Raw genomic sequence first — 16,607 nt, 5'->3', positions numbered from 1 at the left:
CTTATTGTAGCCATGCTTTAGGAGGGTTACGTAAACTACGCTCTGAAAATATGCTATCAGGAAAGCCTAAATTGTACTCTACTTTTCTAAATTGCATTTCGGTGTAACTACCATCCGATAGTTGTGTGATTTTAGAATGTAACACAGTAGTAAAACCGTCAATAAGTTCTGTTTTTAGTACTTCCATTCGACGCGTGTTTTCGTTGTTACTATTGTAATAATTTACTTCAACGGGAAGAAACGTCGTCTTATCTATTTTTATTTCATAATGGGCAAATTCAACACTGTTTGGATCGTTAGGTATTGCCTTAATAACATAATACTTATCGGTTGTTTTCACTAACGTAAAGGTGTCTTCTTTTGGGTTTCTGCCTGAAACATCTTCGTAAAGAAAATGCGAGCCTACAAACGACGTTCGTTTGTCGCCTGCTGATATACGTTTAACTAAGTCTAATGCGGGTAGATATAACCAACGATCGTCGTCGTCATTAATTTTTTTATTCACGCTAAAAACGGTACCTTCTACATCGGTAGGCCGAGAAAAAATTACCAACATGTTTTGATCGCCCAACTCTTTTTGGTCTTTACGTAAAATTGTAAATTGTCGCATTTGTTTATTGCTTTGAGCGTCTACAATAATCATACGAGCTTGAGCTTTACCATCGTCAGCGTTGTAATACGACACACTATTAGCCTTAGCAATAATGTTATTCACATCCATTTCAGCATCAGCGGCATTAGTACTTACGCTATACAAGCTGAAAGAGAATAAAAGTAATAACGGGGTAAATAAAACCTTAGATGAAAATAATGAATAAGATGGTTTCATGTTAATTATCCTTTTTGCTATTAATGGCAATGCTTTCAGAAGAAAACAGCGTCATTAATGTGGGTAATAAGACTAAAGTGACTAAAGCTGATAGCGCCATAATACTTGCTAAAAACACGCCAACGGTAATATAGGGCATTAAAGGCGAAAGTAATAATGGAGTAAACCCTATGGCTATAACAATTGCATTACGCGAAATGGCTCTAGCGGGTTCGTTAAACATCAAGGTTAATGCGGCTGATAAACTTTGCGTTTCTTTTTCTAGCTCTCTAACTCTTTGTAAAAAGTGAATAGCAAAGTCGATAGAAAGCCCTAAGGTAAGTGCTGATAATACGGCGATAGGCATATCGTACGCTTTACCTGTCCAGCCAATGAGCCCATAAATCATGGTGATAGTAAAGGTAAGAGGTAACATGGCTAAAATACCATATTTAAGGGATCTAAATAATAATACCATCATTAAAAATACAATCACGAATGATGAAATTAAGCTGTCGATCATGCCGTTTACCATGGCGTCTTGCCACACTATATTGAGATAAGACTTTCCTGCCCATTGATAATTGATGCCTGCTGGGAGTGGGTTTTTATCAATGTATTGCTTAACCCAATTAACCACTTTGGTGGTGTGTTGATTGTCTCCGCTGGTCATTTGTAACCATAATAAAGATTGTTGATAGTCTTTAGTTACAAAGTGCCATAAGTCTTGTGGACGATGAGATGATTGATATTGTAATAACGTTTGAGCAACACCATTAGCGCTTTGTGGAATAACAAAGTCGCTCGCTTCGCCCGAGTTTAGTTCTCGGTTTACTGTTTTTACAATATCCGTTAAGCCATTTACTTTTCCTACGAGTTCAGTTTGTAGTAATTCGTTTTGTAACGTACTCATCCATGCAAGTAGACTCGGATCTAAAAACACTTTACTTTGATTGAACTCTGCATCGGTTAGCGTAATTAATTGTTCTACTTTGTTTTGAGCTGCTTCATCAACAGAAAAACTTAAGTCGTCTATTAACATGAGTAATTCTTGGCTGAAAAATGCTTGTTGTTGAGATGAGTCGTGCCATTGTTTTACAAATTGTTGAAGAGCCTTTGCTTCGTCAGACTCATTTGAGATAGTAGAGAGTATTTGTGTAAATTTTTCGTATGACTTTTCTGACGTCTTTTTGGTATTAGTAAATACTAACCATGCGTCGTAGGTACCTGCAAAATGTTCATTTAATACTTTATCCGCAATACGTATTTCATGATCCGATTTAAACCAATTGACAGGATTGTCGTTAATTTCAATGCGTGTAATACCTTGAATACTTACAGCAAATAACGCGACAAAAGTGACTAAAATAAATTTACTTTTTGATACTGAAAAAGCACCTAATTTAGTCAGAAACGAAGAGAGTGTTCCTTTTGCTTCTAAGCGAATAATAGCCACTTGTAATTTTTCTAATGTTTCGGGTTTTAATCGAGAAATATAAGCAGGAATAAAGGTAATGGTTAAAACAAAAGCCAGCAATATACCTGTACCAATAAAAGCACCAAATATTTTTACCGGTGGAATAGGCGTTAAAATAAGTGAGTAAAAACCTACGGCTGAGGTAACCGAAGTAAATAGCATAGGCGTATATAAGTGGCTCATTACTTGGGCTACTACGTCATTTGCGTTATCTCCTTTTTTAAAGCGATCGGCAAATTCTGAGAGAATATGAACCGAGTCAACAACGGCAATAGGCATCAGAAATATGGCAATCATGGAAGACATAATATGCACAGTAAAGCCAAAACCAATAAGCGAGCCCATTATAATAATTACAGTTGCCATCGCGACAATCATCGGGGCAATAATCAAAGGAATGTTTCTGAAAAAGTACCAGAGTAAAGCAAATATGGCTAAACCCGCTAACGGTGCTGCTACGCCCATTTGTACGAACATTTCATAACCAAATTGATCTTCGGCAATAGGTAAGCCTGTTATGTGAAAATTTAAGTCGGTTGTGTAAGTGGCAGTAAAAGCTCTTATTTTTTCAGCGATAGGGTAGCTTAAATCTTTTGCTTTGATAGGAACATAAATTGCTATGGCTTTATTGTCACCAGATATCAGCGTGTTTTTCAGCATAGGTAAACGCTGTACAGCATCTTGTATATTTTTACTGGCTTGTAATGTAGCTGGCGCTTGTTTCATTAAATATTCAAAACGAATAACGCTTGCTGAGCTATCGGTTATGTTGGAGCTTTCTTGCGTAATATTGTCTACGACACTTAACGACAATAAATCTTCTTTTATTACACCGTCGATACTCAATATTTCGTGAGTTAACTTGTCTACCACTTGCAACGATTCAGGGGTGAAAATATTGCTTTTACTGACAATACCCACCACAATCATATCTTTAATAAGGAAGTTACTTTTTGTTTGATTATGGAAAACGCGTGCTGGAGCTTCTTTGCTCAACATGTTTTCAGGATCTGTATCAATTTGCAAACTTGGCATCATAAGTAAGCTTAAAATGACCATAGCTATTACTACAGAGTACACCCATTTAGGTTTAGTTATGGCTAATTGTAAAACGCGGGAATAGAACAAAATGGACCTTTATGTATATTAGTAAATGCTAATGTACTTTTATATTAGCACTTCCTAATGTAATATCAAAAATTATTGCACTAAAAATATTTTAAGAGTTAACTTTTGCCAATACCCACAATTGATATTGCAGAAATGCGAACAAAAGCAACGCAGGTTGCAGAATTACTAAAATCGATGAGTAATGAAAACCGATTACTTATTCTTTGCCATTTAGGTGAAAAAGAAATGTCGGTAACTGAACTTAATAGTTTTATTGATTTAAGTCAGTCGAGTTTATCTCAGCATTTAGCCAGATTACGTAACGATGGTTTGGTAAAAACTCGAAGAGAATCGCAAACTATTTTCTATAGTATTGCAAACCCAGCGGTTGTTAAGTTGATTGGATTTCTGGAAGCAGAATTTTGTTAACCGATTTTACTGCTGCGTAAATAACTTCTTCCTCACTGTTGCTCGGTATGTTCTGGGTGTAATTTTTAAGGTTTGTTTAAACAAGCGTGTTAAATTTGCCTGATCATGAAAACCAATTTGAAATGCTACTTCTTGCATAGATAAATTACTTGAGGCTAATAACTCTTGTGCTGTTTCTAGCCTTACCTTTTTCCAGTATTCTAAAGGTGTATCACCTGTAGCCGCCTTAAACCTGCGTGTGAATGTTCTTTGGCTAATACTAAACTTATTTGCCAGTTTGTTAATAGAAAGGGTTGATGACAAATTAGTGCGCATCCAAAATTGAATTTGCGTGATTAACTCATCTGGGTGTCGGTCTACTCCCCCTTCTAAATAACGTTGCTCTTCGTAAGGTTTTCTTATTTCATGAGAGAAGTTTCGCTCTACATGCTGTGCCGCTTCTTCGCCGTAGGTTTGGTGAATAATATGTACAACAATATCCGCTAAGGCATTTAAACTCGCTGCACAATACATACGATCCGACTGCGTAATAAAAAAGTCCGGTTTTAACGTAACCTTAGGATAATCACGTTTAAATTGTTCCACATAATGCCAATGGGTCGTTGCAGGGTGATTATTTAACACCCCTGACTCTGCCATAAAACAAACGCCTGTTCCTCCACCTACTAAAGTCGCTCCTTTTTGCCACATGTTTTTTAACCATGAAATCATCTTAGGGTATTTTTTTAACAAAGGCCTTGGGTTTCGCCATAAGCTGGGTATAAAAATAAAATCAGGCTTACTGGCTAATTCAATATTAAAATCAGGCTGGAGTTTTATTAATGCTCGAGTGATCACGGGGGACAAATCTTCTCCTACCATTTCAATAGATAAGCGTTTCGCTAATTTATTTTTACGTAAAGCAAAAGCTTCACCTGCTCGTAACATTTCTACAGGTAAACTTACACTTGTAGATAGCATATGGTCATAGAGCATTAGAGCAACTTTAACTTTTCTTATCTTTTTATGGCTCATAAGGTTAAATGTACCTGTTATAATGTTTTGGCTATTATTACACTATTTTTGGCTTTATATGTATGTTTTTGTTTTAAAATTAGTCGTAGAATGAATTAATTCAATTTTTAGATCATTATTTTAAGGTTTGTTATGACTGCTTTACCTCTTATTGTTGGCATGGGTGGCATTAATGCTTCGGGTCGCTCATCTTTTCATCAAGGATTTCGCCGTATTGTTATTGATAAATTAAATGCAGAAGCAAGACAAGAAACTTTCGTTGGCTTAGCCACGTTAATGAATTTAGTCAAAGCTGATAATGGCAGTTTAGTTGATTCAGAAGGTAATATTGTTGCTAAGCAAGACGTTGAAAAAGTCTTTGGGCAACAGATACTTGATGGCACTTTGATCCGAAAAATTGAGAAAAATCATTTTGATCCTGATGCAACGCATTGGCATCAAAAAATTACCATGCAGCAAGCAGATAATGCTATTTGTTTTGAAATGCGTAAAAGAGACTTACCTGTACCTTTACCTAGCGCATGGAAAGTCACTGAATTAGAAGATAAAAAAGTACGTGTTGAAATTGAAGGCGAGCTTGAAGTAAAACACGATACTGTTCGCAATAACCCAATTAAAGCGGCTGGTCAGTTACCGACAGGTTTTGAGCCGGCTAACTTATACAATAGCCGTTATCAGCCTCGTGGTTTACAAACCACTATTTTTGGTGCTGCAGATGCTATTCATTCAACGGGTTTTTCGTGGGATGAAATTATTGCCAAAATAAGCCCTGATTTAGTGGGGACTTATTCAAGTTCAGGTTTTGGTCAAATGCAGGCTGAAGGTTTAGGCGGAATGATGAAAAACCGTTTAAATGGTGAACGCGTTACAACTAAAAATTTAGCGCTTGGTTTAAATAGTATGTCGTCTGATTTCATCAACGCTTATGTAACAGGTTCTGTTGGTACTACATCAACAGCAACAGGCGCTTGTGCTAGTTTTTTATATAACTTACGAAATGCTATTCAAGACATGAAAGCAGGCCGTATTCGTGTTGCTATTGTAGGTAGTAGTGAAAGTCCAATCACGCCTGAAATTATTGAAGGCTTTGGTAACATGAGCGCCTTAGCTAATGAAGAAGGTTTGAAAAAGCTTGATGGCATTACAGAAGGTGAAGCCGATCACCGTCGTACTAGTCGTCCGTTTGGCCAAAACTGTGGATTTACCATTGGTGAAGCTGCACACTTTTTTGTATTGATGGATGATGCTTTAGCGATTGAGTTAGGTGCTAAACCTTTAGGTTCTGTTGCTGATGTATTTATTAATGCTGATGGCGTTAAAAAGTCCATCACAGCTCCTGGACCTGGTAATTATATTACTATGGCTAAATCAGTGGCATTAGCGAATAGTGTTTTAGGTGACGAGTCAGTACAAAAGCGTAGTTTTATTTTAGCTCACGGTTCAAGTACACCACAGAACAGAGTGACCGAATCGTTAATTTATGATCGTATTGCTAAAACCTTTGATATTAATGATTGGCCAATAGCTGCACCAAAAGCTTATGTAGGACACACCATAGCACCTGCAAGTGGAGACCAATTTACTATGGCGTTAGGAATATTTGCTCATCATATTATGCCAGGTATTAACACTATCGATGCTGTAGCTGATGATGTATACGACGAGCATTTAAAAATTACTACAGAGCATTGGGATTGTGGTGCTATGGATATTGCTTTTATAAACTCTAAAGGTTTTGGTGGTAATAATGCGACAGCAACATTATTTTCGCCATCTGTGACCTTATCAATGTTAGAAAAACGTTATGGTACTGAGGTATTTAAAGCTTATATTGATAAAACAGAAAAAGTAACTCAGGCACAAAAAGTTTATCAAGAAAAAGCTGATAATGGCGAATTTGATCTAATCTATCGTTTTGGTAATGGCATGATTGAAGAAAGCGATATTGTGATGACGAAAGAAAGTATGAACATACCGAGTTTTGAATTAGAGATAGAGTTACCTCATCAAAACCCATTTGAAGATATGTTTTAGTTTTATAAACGTCACTTAATATTTAAGCTTGAATGTTACGCATTCAAGCTTTTTTTTACTTAAATATAAGTAATTGTTGATTTTTCATACCCTAATGTTATATTTTTGTTAACGCACATTTGCCAGACAAATAAAATAACTCATTCAATAGTTGCTAATGTGCGTTTAACATTCATATAACAGGAGAATATTATGAAAGGAATAATGAAAGGTTTAATAGCTGTTGTAATTGGCTTTGGTTTAACGCTAACTTCAGCAAATGCGGCAGATTGTAAGGGGATGTCTGCGTCTGCTTGTTCAAGTAGTTCATCATGTAGTTGGGTAAAAGGTTATAAACGTAAAGATGGTGCTTCGGTTGCGGCACATTGTCGAGCGGCGAAAGGCAAAAGTACACTTGAGAAAAAAGCTACATCTAAAAAAGATGCGGCAACGTCTAAAAGTAAAAGTGCTAAAGCTGATTTGACAGATAAAGCAAAATCAAAAAAAGATAAAGCTAAGTCTTCAATGAGTGATAAAAAAGCAAAGATGAAAGATAAGGCTAAATCGAAAAAAGACGCCGCTAAAGCCAAGAAAGAAAAATCAAAGAAAGAAGCCGAAAAAGCAAAAATGGAATCTAAGCTTTAATTGTTTCTCTATAAATAAAATAGCTTTAATTTGGCAAGCTCAATATTTATATTGAGCTTTTTTATTATTACAGAGCTACATTTTTGATGGTTTCAATTCGTAGTAATGATTAATGAAGTTCGTATTCTTTGGCTAATAACTAAAAAAGCCTAAGCAACAGAGTTACTTAGGCTTTTTAAATATTGTGAGGTTTTATTTAATTACATACGTAATCAAGTATACCTAAAGCTGCTTTTCTGCCTTGATCTACAGCAGTAACAACTAGGTCTGAACCTAATACCATATCACCACCAGCAAAGATGTTTTCTTTACTTGTTTGTAGCGCAAAATTACTATTTTCAACAGCGACAACACGACCTCTAGAGTCAAGTTCTACACCTGCATCTTTCATCCATTGCGGAGGACTTGGTAAGAAACCAAATGCTATAACAACAGCATCAGCTTCCATTACAAACTCAGAACCTTCAATAGGCTCAGGGTTACGTCTGCCGTTAGCATCAGGAGCGCCTAGTTGAGTTTTAACAAATTTAACACCACAAGCATTACCGTTAGCATCAGTAGCAATATCTAAAGGCTGAATGTTAAAGGCAAAGTTTACACCTTCTTCTTTAGCATTTTGTACTTCACGTGGAGAGCCTGGCATGTTGGCTTCATCACGGCGGTATGCACAGGTAACTTCTGTAGCACCTTGACGTACTGATGTACGTACACAGTCCATCGCAGTATCACCACCACCAAGCACAATCACTTTTTTCTTATCAAAGCTAACATAAGGTTTTGCATTTTCAGTAATACCCATTAAGTTTTGAGTATTGCCAATTAAAAAATCTAATGCGTTGTAAACACCTGTAGCGCCTTCGTTTTCGAAGCCACCAGTCATATCCGTGTATGTACCTAAAGCTAAAAATACTGCATCGTACTCTTCGCTTAATGATTCAAATGTAATATCAACACCAACGTTAACATTTAATTTGAATTCGATTCCCATACCTTCAAAAATTTCACGACGTTTTTTGATAACCTCTTTTTCTAATTTGAATGAAGGGATACCAAAAGTTAATAAACCGCCAATTTCAGCGTGCTTATCGTAAACTACAGCGTCAATACCATTACGTGTTAATACATCTGCACATGAAAGCCCAGCAGGGCCTGCGCCAATAATAGCCACTTTCTTACCTAGCTTTTCAACACCTGATAAATCAGGTCTCCAACCTTGGGCAAATGCGGTGTCAGTAATATATTTTTCAATATTACCAATGGTTACAGCGCCAAAGTCTTCATTTAGTGTACAAGCCGACTCACATAATCTATCTTGTGGACAAACACGTCCACACATTTCAGGTAAGCTATTAGTTTGGTGACATAAGTCAGCCGCTTCAAAAATCTTACCTTCAGTGACTAGCTCTAGCCATTGTGGGATATAATTATGAACTGGACATTTCCATTCACAATATGGGTTACCACAATCTAAACAACGGTCAGCTTGGCCGGCACTTTGTTCAGTACCTAGTGGCTGATAAATTTCAACGAAGTTAATTTTACGATCTTCGATTTTCTTTTTCGGCGGATCGATACGTTTAACGTCGATAAATTGATAAACATTTTTACTCATTCTGTTTCTTCCTCAATTCGCGTTCAGATTACTGTGCTTGAACGCGAAGTTCTGCAGATGAACGGCTACGATGACCCAATAAAGTTTTCACATCAGTAGCTTTTGGTTTAACTAATTTAAATAATGGCGCAAATGCATCAAAATTAGCTAGAATTTCTTGTGCACGAATACTGCCTGTTTCTTCAACGTGCTGACTGATAATGCCACGTAAGTGCTCTTGATGAATGGTTAGATCATCATTATCAATAGATAACATTTCGATAGACTCTTTATTTAAGCGAATATCTAAATCGTTTGCTTCATCAAGTACATAAGCGAAACCACCAGTCATACCTGCACCAAAGTTTACACCTACGTTGCCAAGTACGGTAACAACACCACCTGTCATGTATTCACAAGTATGATCACCTGTACCTTCAACAACAGCATGACAACCAGAGTTACGAACACCAAATCGTTCACCAGCGCGTCCACATGCGTATAATTTACCGCCTGTTGCACCATATAAACAGGTGTTACCCATAATCATGGTTTCGTGTGAAAGGTAAGCAACACCTTTTGGTGGTTTAACAGTTAACTTACCACCAGCCATGCCTTTACCTACATAGTCGTTTGCATCACCCGTTAATGAAAGCTCTAAACCGCCAGCATTCCATACACCAAAGCTTTGCCCAGCCGTACCTGATAAACTAATCTTAATTGGTGAGGCAGCCATACCTTGATCGCCATGATGACGAGCGATTTCACCAGATAAAGAGGCACCCACAGAGCGATCAGTATTTTGAATAGTAAATCTATATTCTCCACCTGTGCTATGTGCTATAGCATCTGAAGCTGCAGCTAACATTTCTTGGTTAAGCTTACCTTCGTCATACGCCACGTTATCTTCCGTTTTGTATTGAGCTGTATTAGGACCAGCAATAACAGGCGCAATAATTGGAGATAAGTCCAGTTTCTGCTGTTTAGCTGTAATGCCCGCTAAAGGTACTAATAAATCTGTTCTACCAATAATATCTGTTAAGCTTTCAACACCTAGTTTAGCTAAAATTTCACGTACGTCGTGTGCAATAAATTTAAAGTAATTCATTACTTGATCAGGTAAACCTTTAAAGAACTGCTCTCTAAGCACGTCATCTTGTGTTGCAACACCTGTTGCACAGTTATTTAAATGACATATACGTAAGAATTTACATCCTAACGTTATCATAGGAGCTGTACCGAAACCAAAGCTTTCAGCACCTAAAATAGCAGCTTTAACAATATCGATACCAGTTTTTAAACCGCCATCAACTTGTAAGCGTACTTTATGACGTAAACCATTTGAAACAAGTGATTGATGAGCTTCAGCTAAGCCTAGCTCCCACGGACAACCTGCATATTTTACAGAGGTTAATGGACTTGCAGCTGTACCACCGTCATAACCTGAAATAGTAATAAAGTCTGCGTAAGCTTTAGCTACACCAGAAGCAATAGTTCCAACACCTGGGCCAGATACTAACTTAACGGATACAACAGCTTTAGGGTTAACTTGTTTTAAATCGAAAATTAGCTGAGCTAAATCTTCAATTGAGTAAATATCATGATGCGGAGGAGGTGAGATTAATGTTACACCTGGAACCGAGAATCTTAATTTAGCAATTAATGGTGATACTTTATCACCAGGTAATTGACCACCTTCACCTGGTTTAGCACCTTGCGCTACTTTGATTTGTAGTACGTCAGCATTTACTAAGTAATGTGGAGTAACCCCAAAGCGACCTGAAGCGATTTGTTTGATACGTGAGTTTTTCACTGTACCAAAACGTCGTTCGTCTTCACCACCTTCACCTGAGTTTGAATAACCACCTAAGCGGTTCATTGCAATCGCTAAAGCTTCATGAGCTTCAGGACTTAATGCACCAATAGACATAGCAGCACTATCAAAACGTTTAAACATTTCGCTATCAGGTTCAACACGGCTAATATCAATACTTTGTGTATCATCTTTTAATGCAAGAAGATCACGTAACATAGCAACAGGGCGATTATTTACCGTATCGGCGTATATGCGATAATCAGAATATTCACCCGAACGAACTGCTTTTTGTAAAGTACTTACAACATCAGGGTTATACGCATGGTATTCACCATTATGTACATACTTTAATAAACCGCCATGAGGTAGTTTTTGATGTGGTAAAAATGCTTTACGGGCTAAGTTAATGTTGTCTTGTTCAATATCTTCAAAATCTGCACCTTGAAGACGACTAGGTAACTCAGGGAAACAAAGTTTCATGATGTTATCGTTTAAGCCGATAACTTCAAATAAACCTGCACAGCGGTAACTTGCTATCGTTGAAATACCCATTTTAGAGAGTATTTTTAACAAACCTTTGTCAATACCATTACGGTAGCTAACAACAGCTTCTCGAACTGGAAGATCAATTTGACCTTGTTCAACAAGTTGTTCAATAGTTTCATAAGCTAAGTATGGATAAATTGCTGTAGCGCCTAAACCAAGAAGTACAGCGAATTGATGTGAGTCACGTACAGAGCCTGTTTCAACAACCATATTAGAATCACAACGTAGTTGTTCATCTACTAAACGTTTTTGTACAGCACCTACAGCCATAGCCGCAGGAATAGGTAACTTACCTTTTGCAATTTTACGGTCAGATAATATTAAAATAACCGTGTTTTGGTTGCGTACTAAATCAACAGCTTCGTTACATACACGAATTATAGCAGCTTCTAAGCCTTCTGTTTGATCATAGTTTAAAGCTATTGTATGGCTTTTATAATGTTCAGGATCCAGTTCACGTAATTGCTTTAAACCTGTGTACATAAGGACCGGCGTTTCAAATAAAATACGGTCAGCATGACCTGTTGTTTCATTGAAAACGTTATGCTCGCGACCAATACATGTACCTAAAGACATAACGTAACGTTCACGTAATGGATCAATAGGAGGGTTTGTGACTTGCGCGAATTGTTGACGGAAATAATCATACAAAGAACGTGATTGACTAGATAATACAGCCATAGGTGTATCATCACCCATAGAACCCGTCGCTTCTTGACCATTTTCAGCCATTGTTTTAACTACTTGATGAATTTCTTCATAGCTATAGTTGAATAATTTATGGTATGTAGATATTTCTTTATCGTCAAAAGCACGTTTACCAATGAGATCACCCGCTAATTCACCAAATGGTACTAAGCGGCGAATATTACTATCTAACCATTCTCTGTATGGGTGACGTACTTTTAATTCATTATCGATCGCGGCAGAATTGAATACTTTACCTGTATAGGTATCTATAGCAAGCATTTCTCCAGGACCTACACGTCCTTTCTCTACCACTTCATCTTCGCCGTAATCCCAAATACCTACTTCAGAAGCTAGTGTAATGAAGCCATTACGTGTAATAACGTAACGAGCAGGACGTAAGCCATTTCTATCTAGGTTACAAGCAACATGACGACCGTTAGTCATAACAACCCCAGCAGGGCCGTCCCATGGTTCCATGTGCATTGAGTTAAATTCATAAAATGCTTTTAGGTCATCATCCATACAAGGGCTATTTTGCCACGCAGGAGGCATAAGCAAGCGCATTGCACGGTATAAATCCATGCCACCGGCTAAAAATAGCTCAAGCATGTTATCTAATGATGAAGAGTCAGAACCACTTTCATTAACAAATGGTGCAGCATCTTGTAAATCGGGTAACAAAGGTGATTGGAAGCGGTAGGTACGCGCGCGACTCCACTGTCTGTTACCTTTAATGGTATTAATTTCGCCATTGTGAGCTAAAAAGCGGAAAGGTTGCGCTAGATGCCACTGTGGAGATGTATTTGTAGAAAAACGTTGATGGAATACACAGATCGCGCTTTGTAAGCGAATATCAGCTAAGTCTAAGTAAAAATTTGGTAAATCTACAGGCATGACTAAGCCTTTGTAGATTATTACAGAGCAAGATAAGCTTGCAACATAAAAACGTTCATCAGTAATACGTTTTTCAGCACGACGACGCGCCATGTATAGACGACGCTCTAGATCGCGATTACGCCATCCTGGAGGAGCATCAACAAATACTTGTTCAATAGCCGGTAAATTTCCTGCAGCAATTTCACCTAAAATTGATTTATCAGTAGGAACCTCTCTCCAGCCAACTAATGTTAGTGTTTCTCTTGATAATTCTTCTTCGAAAATCCTTTTAGAAAGAGCAGCCTCGATTGGATCGGGATTTAAAAAGATCATCCCTACCGCGTACTTACGACCTAATTGCCAATTGTTTTCTTCGGCAATAGCGCGAAAAAATGAATCGGGTTTTTGCATTAATAAACCACAACCGTCGCCTGTTTTACCGTCGGCAGCGATGCCACCACGGTGTTGCATACGGTCTAAAGCATGAATAGCGGTTTTAATGAGCTTATGGCTCGTTTCACCATGTTGATGAGCGATTAAACCAAATCCACAATTGTCTTTTTGGAAGTTGGGATCATAAAGCTGCATGTTGTCTCTCCTAATTATTATATCGTCTTGGCAATACAGGAATTAAAAAAAAGAATAAAGTTATGTAAAAAATGCATAAACACCCTATTTTTTAGCCAAGAGGAACCCGCTAGATTAAACACTTTTTATAAAAAGGTCAATAAAAATAGAGTATTTGCTCGTAACTTACTTACATTTATGTATCTATATGAATATATTGTACTTTTATTTTATTTTTTTAGTTATTTATGGAGTGATAAGAAGGATAAATGAGCAGTTTGGTACATTTTTTAGTTATATTCTTCAATTGTATGTAAATTTATTACATAGTCGTTTTGGTTATAGGTTATAGCTTATATATTCAGTTTTTATTGGGCTTTTATTCACTTTAATTGAATGTATTGAATAAAAAGAAAGATGTTTATTTGTTGATGCAGAGTTAAGTTAATGTAATTTAAGATGATTTATGCTTTTTGATTTAAAGTAAGCAAAGTGGTTTTTTATTTAAAGAAACTACTTTGCTTTTCAACATAATTAAGCTTGGTAACCGTTTGGAATACCTTTAGTCGTAATGCTAACAGCATCATGAGCATGTAAAGATTCTAAATGGTTTATTTTCAGCCAAAAATCATCAATGTTAGTTGTTTGGTTCATCGCATGTTGTAATCGACGAGCTGCATCTTCACAAAACATTAAGTTTTGACCGTTTAAGCGAGCAAACTCTTGTTCGTCTTCACGTTTTACTGCAGCTTGTACAGGAGTTTTTAAGGCGCCTTCAACAAGATCGACTAAATATGTGATCGGAAATTCTTGTGATTCATTATTTAGTAGTACTTTAATTTCAGCAACAGAGCGTTGACTATGTGGTGTAGCAACAACACCTTCTGTTGTCCCTAACCAAGCATGTACGTCTTCTAAATCTATTTGCTCTTGTGAGCTAAATTTATCCGAAAATGCTTTTTGAATCAGCTGTCTAGCAAGTGCCGCAGAACATGGGCATGTAGATGAATATCTTATATCTATGCTTAACTCTACAGTTAGTTTACCTTTATTTACTCGACCTGTAATGGTAACCGGGTAGGCTTTCCAGCCTTGCTTGCCACTGATCAGTGACTTTCTACGCAAATGATAGTCAAAGTTGAATTGCACCTTGGCATTATCACTCAAATCTTGATGGCTACTGATAAAACCATCAAGTAGTGTGACTAAACTTTGATGATCCAGTACGCCATTATTCGATAAATCGTCTAATTGAAGGTATAAACGAGACATGTGTATACCTTTAGCTTTTGGCTCTTTAAGATTAACAAATGCGTCAACATGTGCCGAAACCATACGTTCCGATTCGTTTTTCGATGCGACTACAATAGGCATCTCGATATTGCTCATACCTACCCAATCTAAAGTACCTTCAGTTTGTGCTGTAGTGTGATTGGCAATATCAGGCATTGATGTTGGCATTTATACTCCGCTATTTATAGCTAAATGTTGTAATGGCTTATTATGTGGTTACTTAAGCATTAAAATTCAAGGCACAGAGTTTATCGTATTTTTAATATGGATAAAGAACTAAAAATTTATCGTGTAGAACAATAAGTAATAATGGAATACTGCGCCCATATCTAAATCGCGGCTATTCTGACGGAAAGCTCATTTAAAATCAATATTTATGCTGGTTATCGATGATAAAAGTAAATGTTCGTATAACTTTTTTTACTGGCTTGGTACAATAGTTTTTATTAAAAGTAGATCAAATAAAAAGGAATAAAAGTGAATCAAACTGAGCACTTAGATTTAAGTTTGTTACAAGGTTATATTGATAATTTAGGTAAATCTGTTGTTCAACAGATGCTAGATCTTTATATAGGTCAGTCCGCTATTTATATTGAAGAAATTTCAGATACAGTGGTTTCTGAAAAACAAAAGCTTTGGCAAGAGAGTTGCCATAAGATGAAAGGAGCTGCAGGAAGTGTAGGTCTGCTACTTGTACACAAGAAATTGGCTGCTATTGAGAAAAGTGAAGAAGTTGAAGCGACTAAAAAAATGTATTTAGAAGAATTAAATGAATTGAATACGAATGCTTACAATGAATTTAGAGAATGGTTAAGTAAAGCATCGTAGATGCTTTTAACCATTCTCTGATTTTAATTAATCAACGGTGCCAATGAATCTATATCCTTCACCATGAATGGTATTGATTAATTCAGTAGAACCTTCTATAGATTCAAAATGTTTACGAAGACGTCGGATTGTTACATCAACTGTTCGGTCATTAGAACGTAAATCTCGGCCTGTCATTTCTTTAATTAATTGTTGTCTTGTTACTATTTGACCTGCATTTTCAATGAGAAGGTGTAACGCTCTATATTCACCTCTTGGTATGGCAATAACATCACCCTTTGGCGAAGTCATTTTTCTTGAATTGCCATCTAGTGTCCATTGATTAAAGGTAATAACCGCATTGTCTGATTCAGAACTCGTACTTGAAATGCGACTTAAGATATTTCTAGCTCTTATAGTGAGTTCTCGTGGATTAAATGGTTTGGTTAAATAATCATCTGCACCAATTTCTAATCCAAGTATTTTATCTATATCGCTATCTCGGCCAGTTAAAAATATCAAGCCCATATCACGATTACTTGCTAATTCTCTAGCGAGTAGTAAGCCATTTTTCCCAGGGAGGTTTATATCCATAATAACGAGATTAATAGCATGCTGTTGTAGCTGTTGATCCATGCTTTCGCCATCTGTTGCTTCAGATACAAGATAACCTTCTGCTTCAAATAAATTTCGTAGGCTAAATCGTGTAACTTCTTCGTCTTCTACGATAAGTATATGAGTTTTTTGCATTTGATTTCGTCCAGGTTAATTCCACGTACTTATAGGTAATAAAAGCTATAAATCGAGAATCAGTATGTTTATTATTGGTTAACTAGCCGATTGTATATTATGTTATATAACCCTGAGCTAAAACACAATGCTGCTATAGGTGTATAAAATATAAAAATATATTTATATTGGCTAA

At 36.7% G+C, this 16,607-nt stretch carries 11 protein-coding genes; 4 read left to right on the top strand and 7 right to left on the bottom strand.

The window, feature by feature from the left end; translation table 11 throughout:
- Nucleotide 1: 1 nt before the first annotated feature.
- Entirely contained in the window at nt 2-829 is an 828-nt protein-coding gene (locus ACM9HF_RS11995; RefSeq protein WP_473608489.1) for an outer membrane lipoprotein-sorting protein, read from the bottom strand.
- 1 nt (nt 830) lies between these two features.
- Nucleotides 831-3,344 carry an efflux RND transporter permease subunit gene (locus ACM9HF_RS11990; protein ID WP_473608486.1) on the bottom strand — a complete coding sequence of 838 codons (2,514 nt, stop codon included), beginning with the start codon at nt 3,342-3,344 and terminating at the stop codon, nt 831-833.
- 174 nt (nt 3,345-3,518) lie between these two features.
- Between ACM9HF_RS11990 and ACM9HF_RS11985 the strand changes: the two genes are divergently transcribed.
- Nucleotides 3,519-3,824: an ArsR/SmtB family transcription factor gene (locus ACM9HF_RS11985; RefSeq protein WP_473608483.1), complete on the top strand. Its 306-nt coding sequence runs from the start codon at nt 3,519-3,521 to the stop codon at nt 3,822-3,824.
- Between the two features lie 6 nt (nt 3,825-3,830).
- On the opposite strand, the gene ACM9HF_RS11980 is transcribed toward ACM9HF_RS11985, so the two are convergent.
- Nucleotides 3,831-4,838 carry a GlxA family transcriptional regulator gene (locus ACM9HF_RS11980; RefSeq protein WP_473608479.1) on the bottom strand — a complete coding sequence of 336 codons (1,008 nt, stop codon included), beginning with the start codon at nt 4,836-4,838 and terminating at the stop codon, nt 3,831-3,833.
- Nucleotides 4,839-4,970: 132 nt separating this feature from the next.
- Between ACM9HF_RS11980 and ACM9HF_RS11975 the strand changes: the two genes are divergently transcribed.
- A complete protein-coding gene (locus ACM9HF_RS11975; protein ID WP_473608476.1) occupies nt 4,971-6,872 on the top strand; it encodes a beta-ketoacyl synthase in 1,902 nt (633 codons plus the stop codon).
- 192 nt (nt 6,873-7,064) lie between these two features.
- Nucleotides 7,065-7,496, top strand: coding sequence for a hypothetical protein (locus tag ACM9HF_RS11970; RefSeq protein WP_473608472.1), 432 nt, complete (start codon nt 7,065-7,067; stop codon nt 7,494-7,496).
- 196 nt (nt 7,497-7,692) lie between these two features.
- On the opposite strand, the gene ACM9HF_RS11965 is transcribed toward ACM9HF_RS11970, so the two are convergent.
- From ACM9HF_RS11965 to folE2, 3 genes are all read right to left on the bottom strand, one after another.
- Nucleotides 7,693-9,108, bottom strand: coding sequence for an FAD-dependent oxidoreductase (locus ACM9HF_RS11965; protein ID WP_473608468.1), 1,416 nt, complete (start codon nt 9,106-9,108; stop codon nt 7,693-7,695).
- A 28-nt stretch (nt 9,109-9,136) separates the two neighbouring features.
- Nucleotides 9,137-13,603: a glutamate synthase large subunit gene (gene gltB / locus ACM9HF_RS11960; protein WP_473608464.1), complete on the bottom strand. Its 4,467-nt coding sequence runs from the start codon at nt 13,601-13,603 to the stop codon at nt 9,137-9,139.
- Between the two features lie 513 nt (nt 13,604-14,116).
- On the bottom strand, nt 14,117-15,043 hold the full coding sequence (gene folE2, locus ACM9HF_RS11955) for a GTP cyclohydrolase FolE2 (protein WP_473608461.1): 927 nt from the start codon (nt 15,041-15,043) through the stop codon (nt 14,117-14,119).
- A 309-nt stretch (nt 15,044-15,352) separates the two neighbouring features.
- Between folE2 and ACM9HF_RS11950 the strand changes: the two genes are divergently transcribed.
- On the top strand, nt 15,353-15,703 hold the full coding sequence (locus ACM9HF_RS11950; RefSeq protein ID WP_473608457.1) for an Hpt domain-containing protein: 351 nt from the start codon (nt 15,353-15,355) through the stop codon (nt 15,701-15,703).
- A 27-nt stretch (nt 15,704-15,730) separates the two neighbouring features.
- Here ACM9HF_RS11950 and arcA read toward each other — a convergent pair whose 3' ends face one another.
- Nucleotides 15,731-16,432, bottom strand: coding sequence for a two-component system response regulator ArcA (gene arcA / locus ACM9HF_RS11945; RefSeq protein WP_473608455.1), 702 nt, complete (start codon nt 16,430-16,432; stop codon nt 15,731-15,733).
- Nucleotides 16,433-16,607 lie beyond the last annotated feature (175 nt).

It is taken from the genome of Colwellia sp. RE-S-Sl-9 (assembly GCF_048296855.1).
In the GTDB taxonomy this organism is placed as follows: domain Bacteria; phylum Pseudomonadota; class Gammaproteobacteria; order Enterobacterales; family Alteromonadaceae; genus Pseudocolwellia.
The sequence above is the reverse complement of the archived record's forward strand: the minus strand, read 5'-3'. Positions and strand labels throughout refer to the sequence as shown.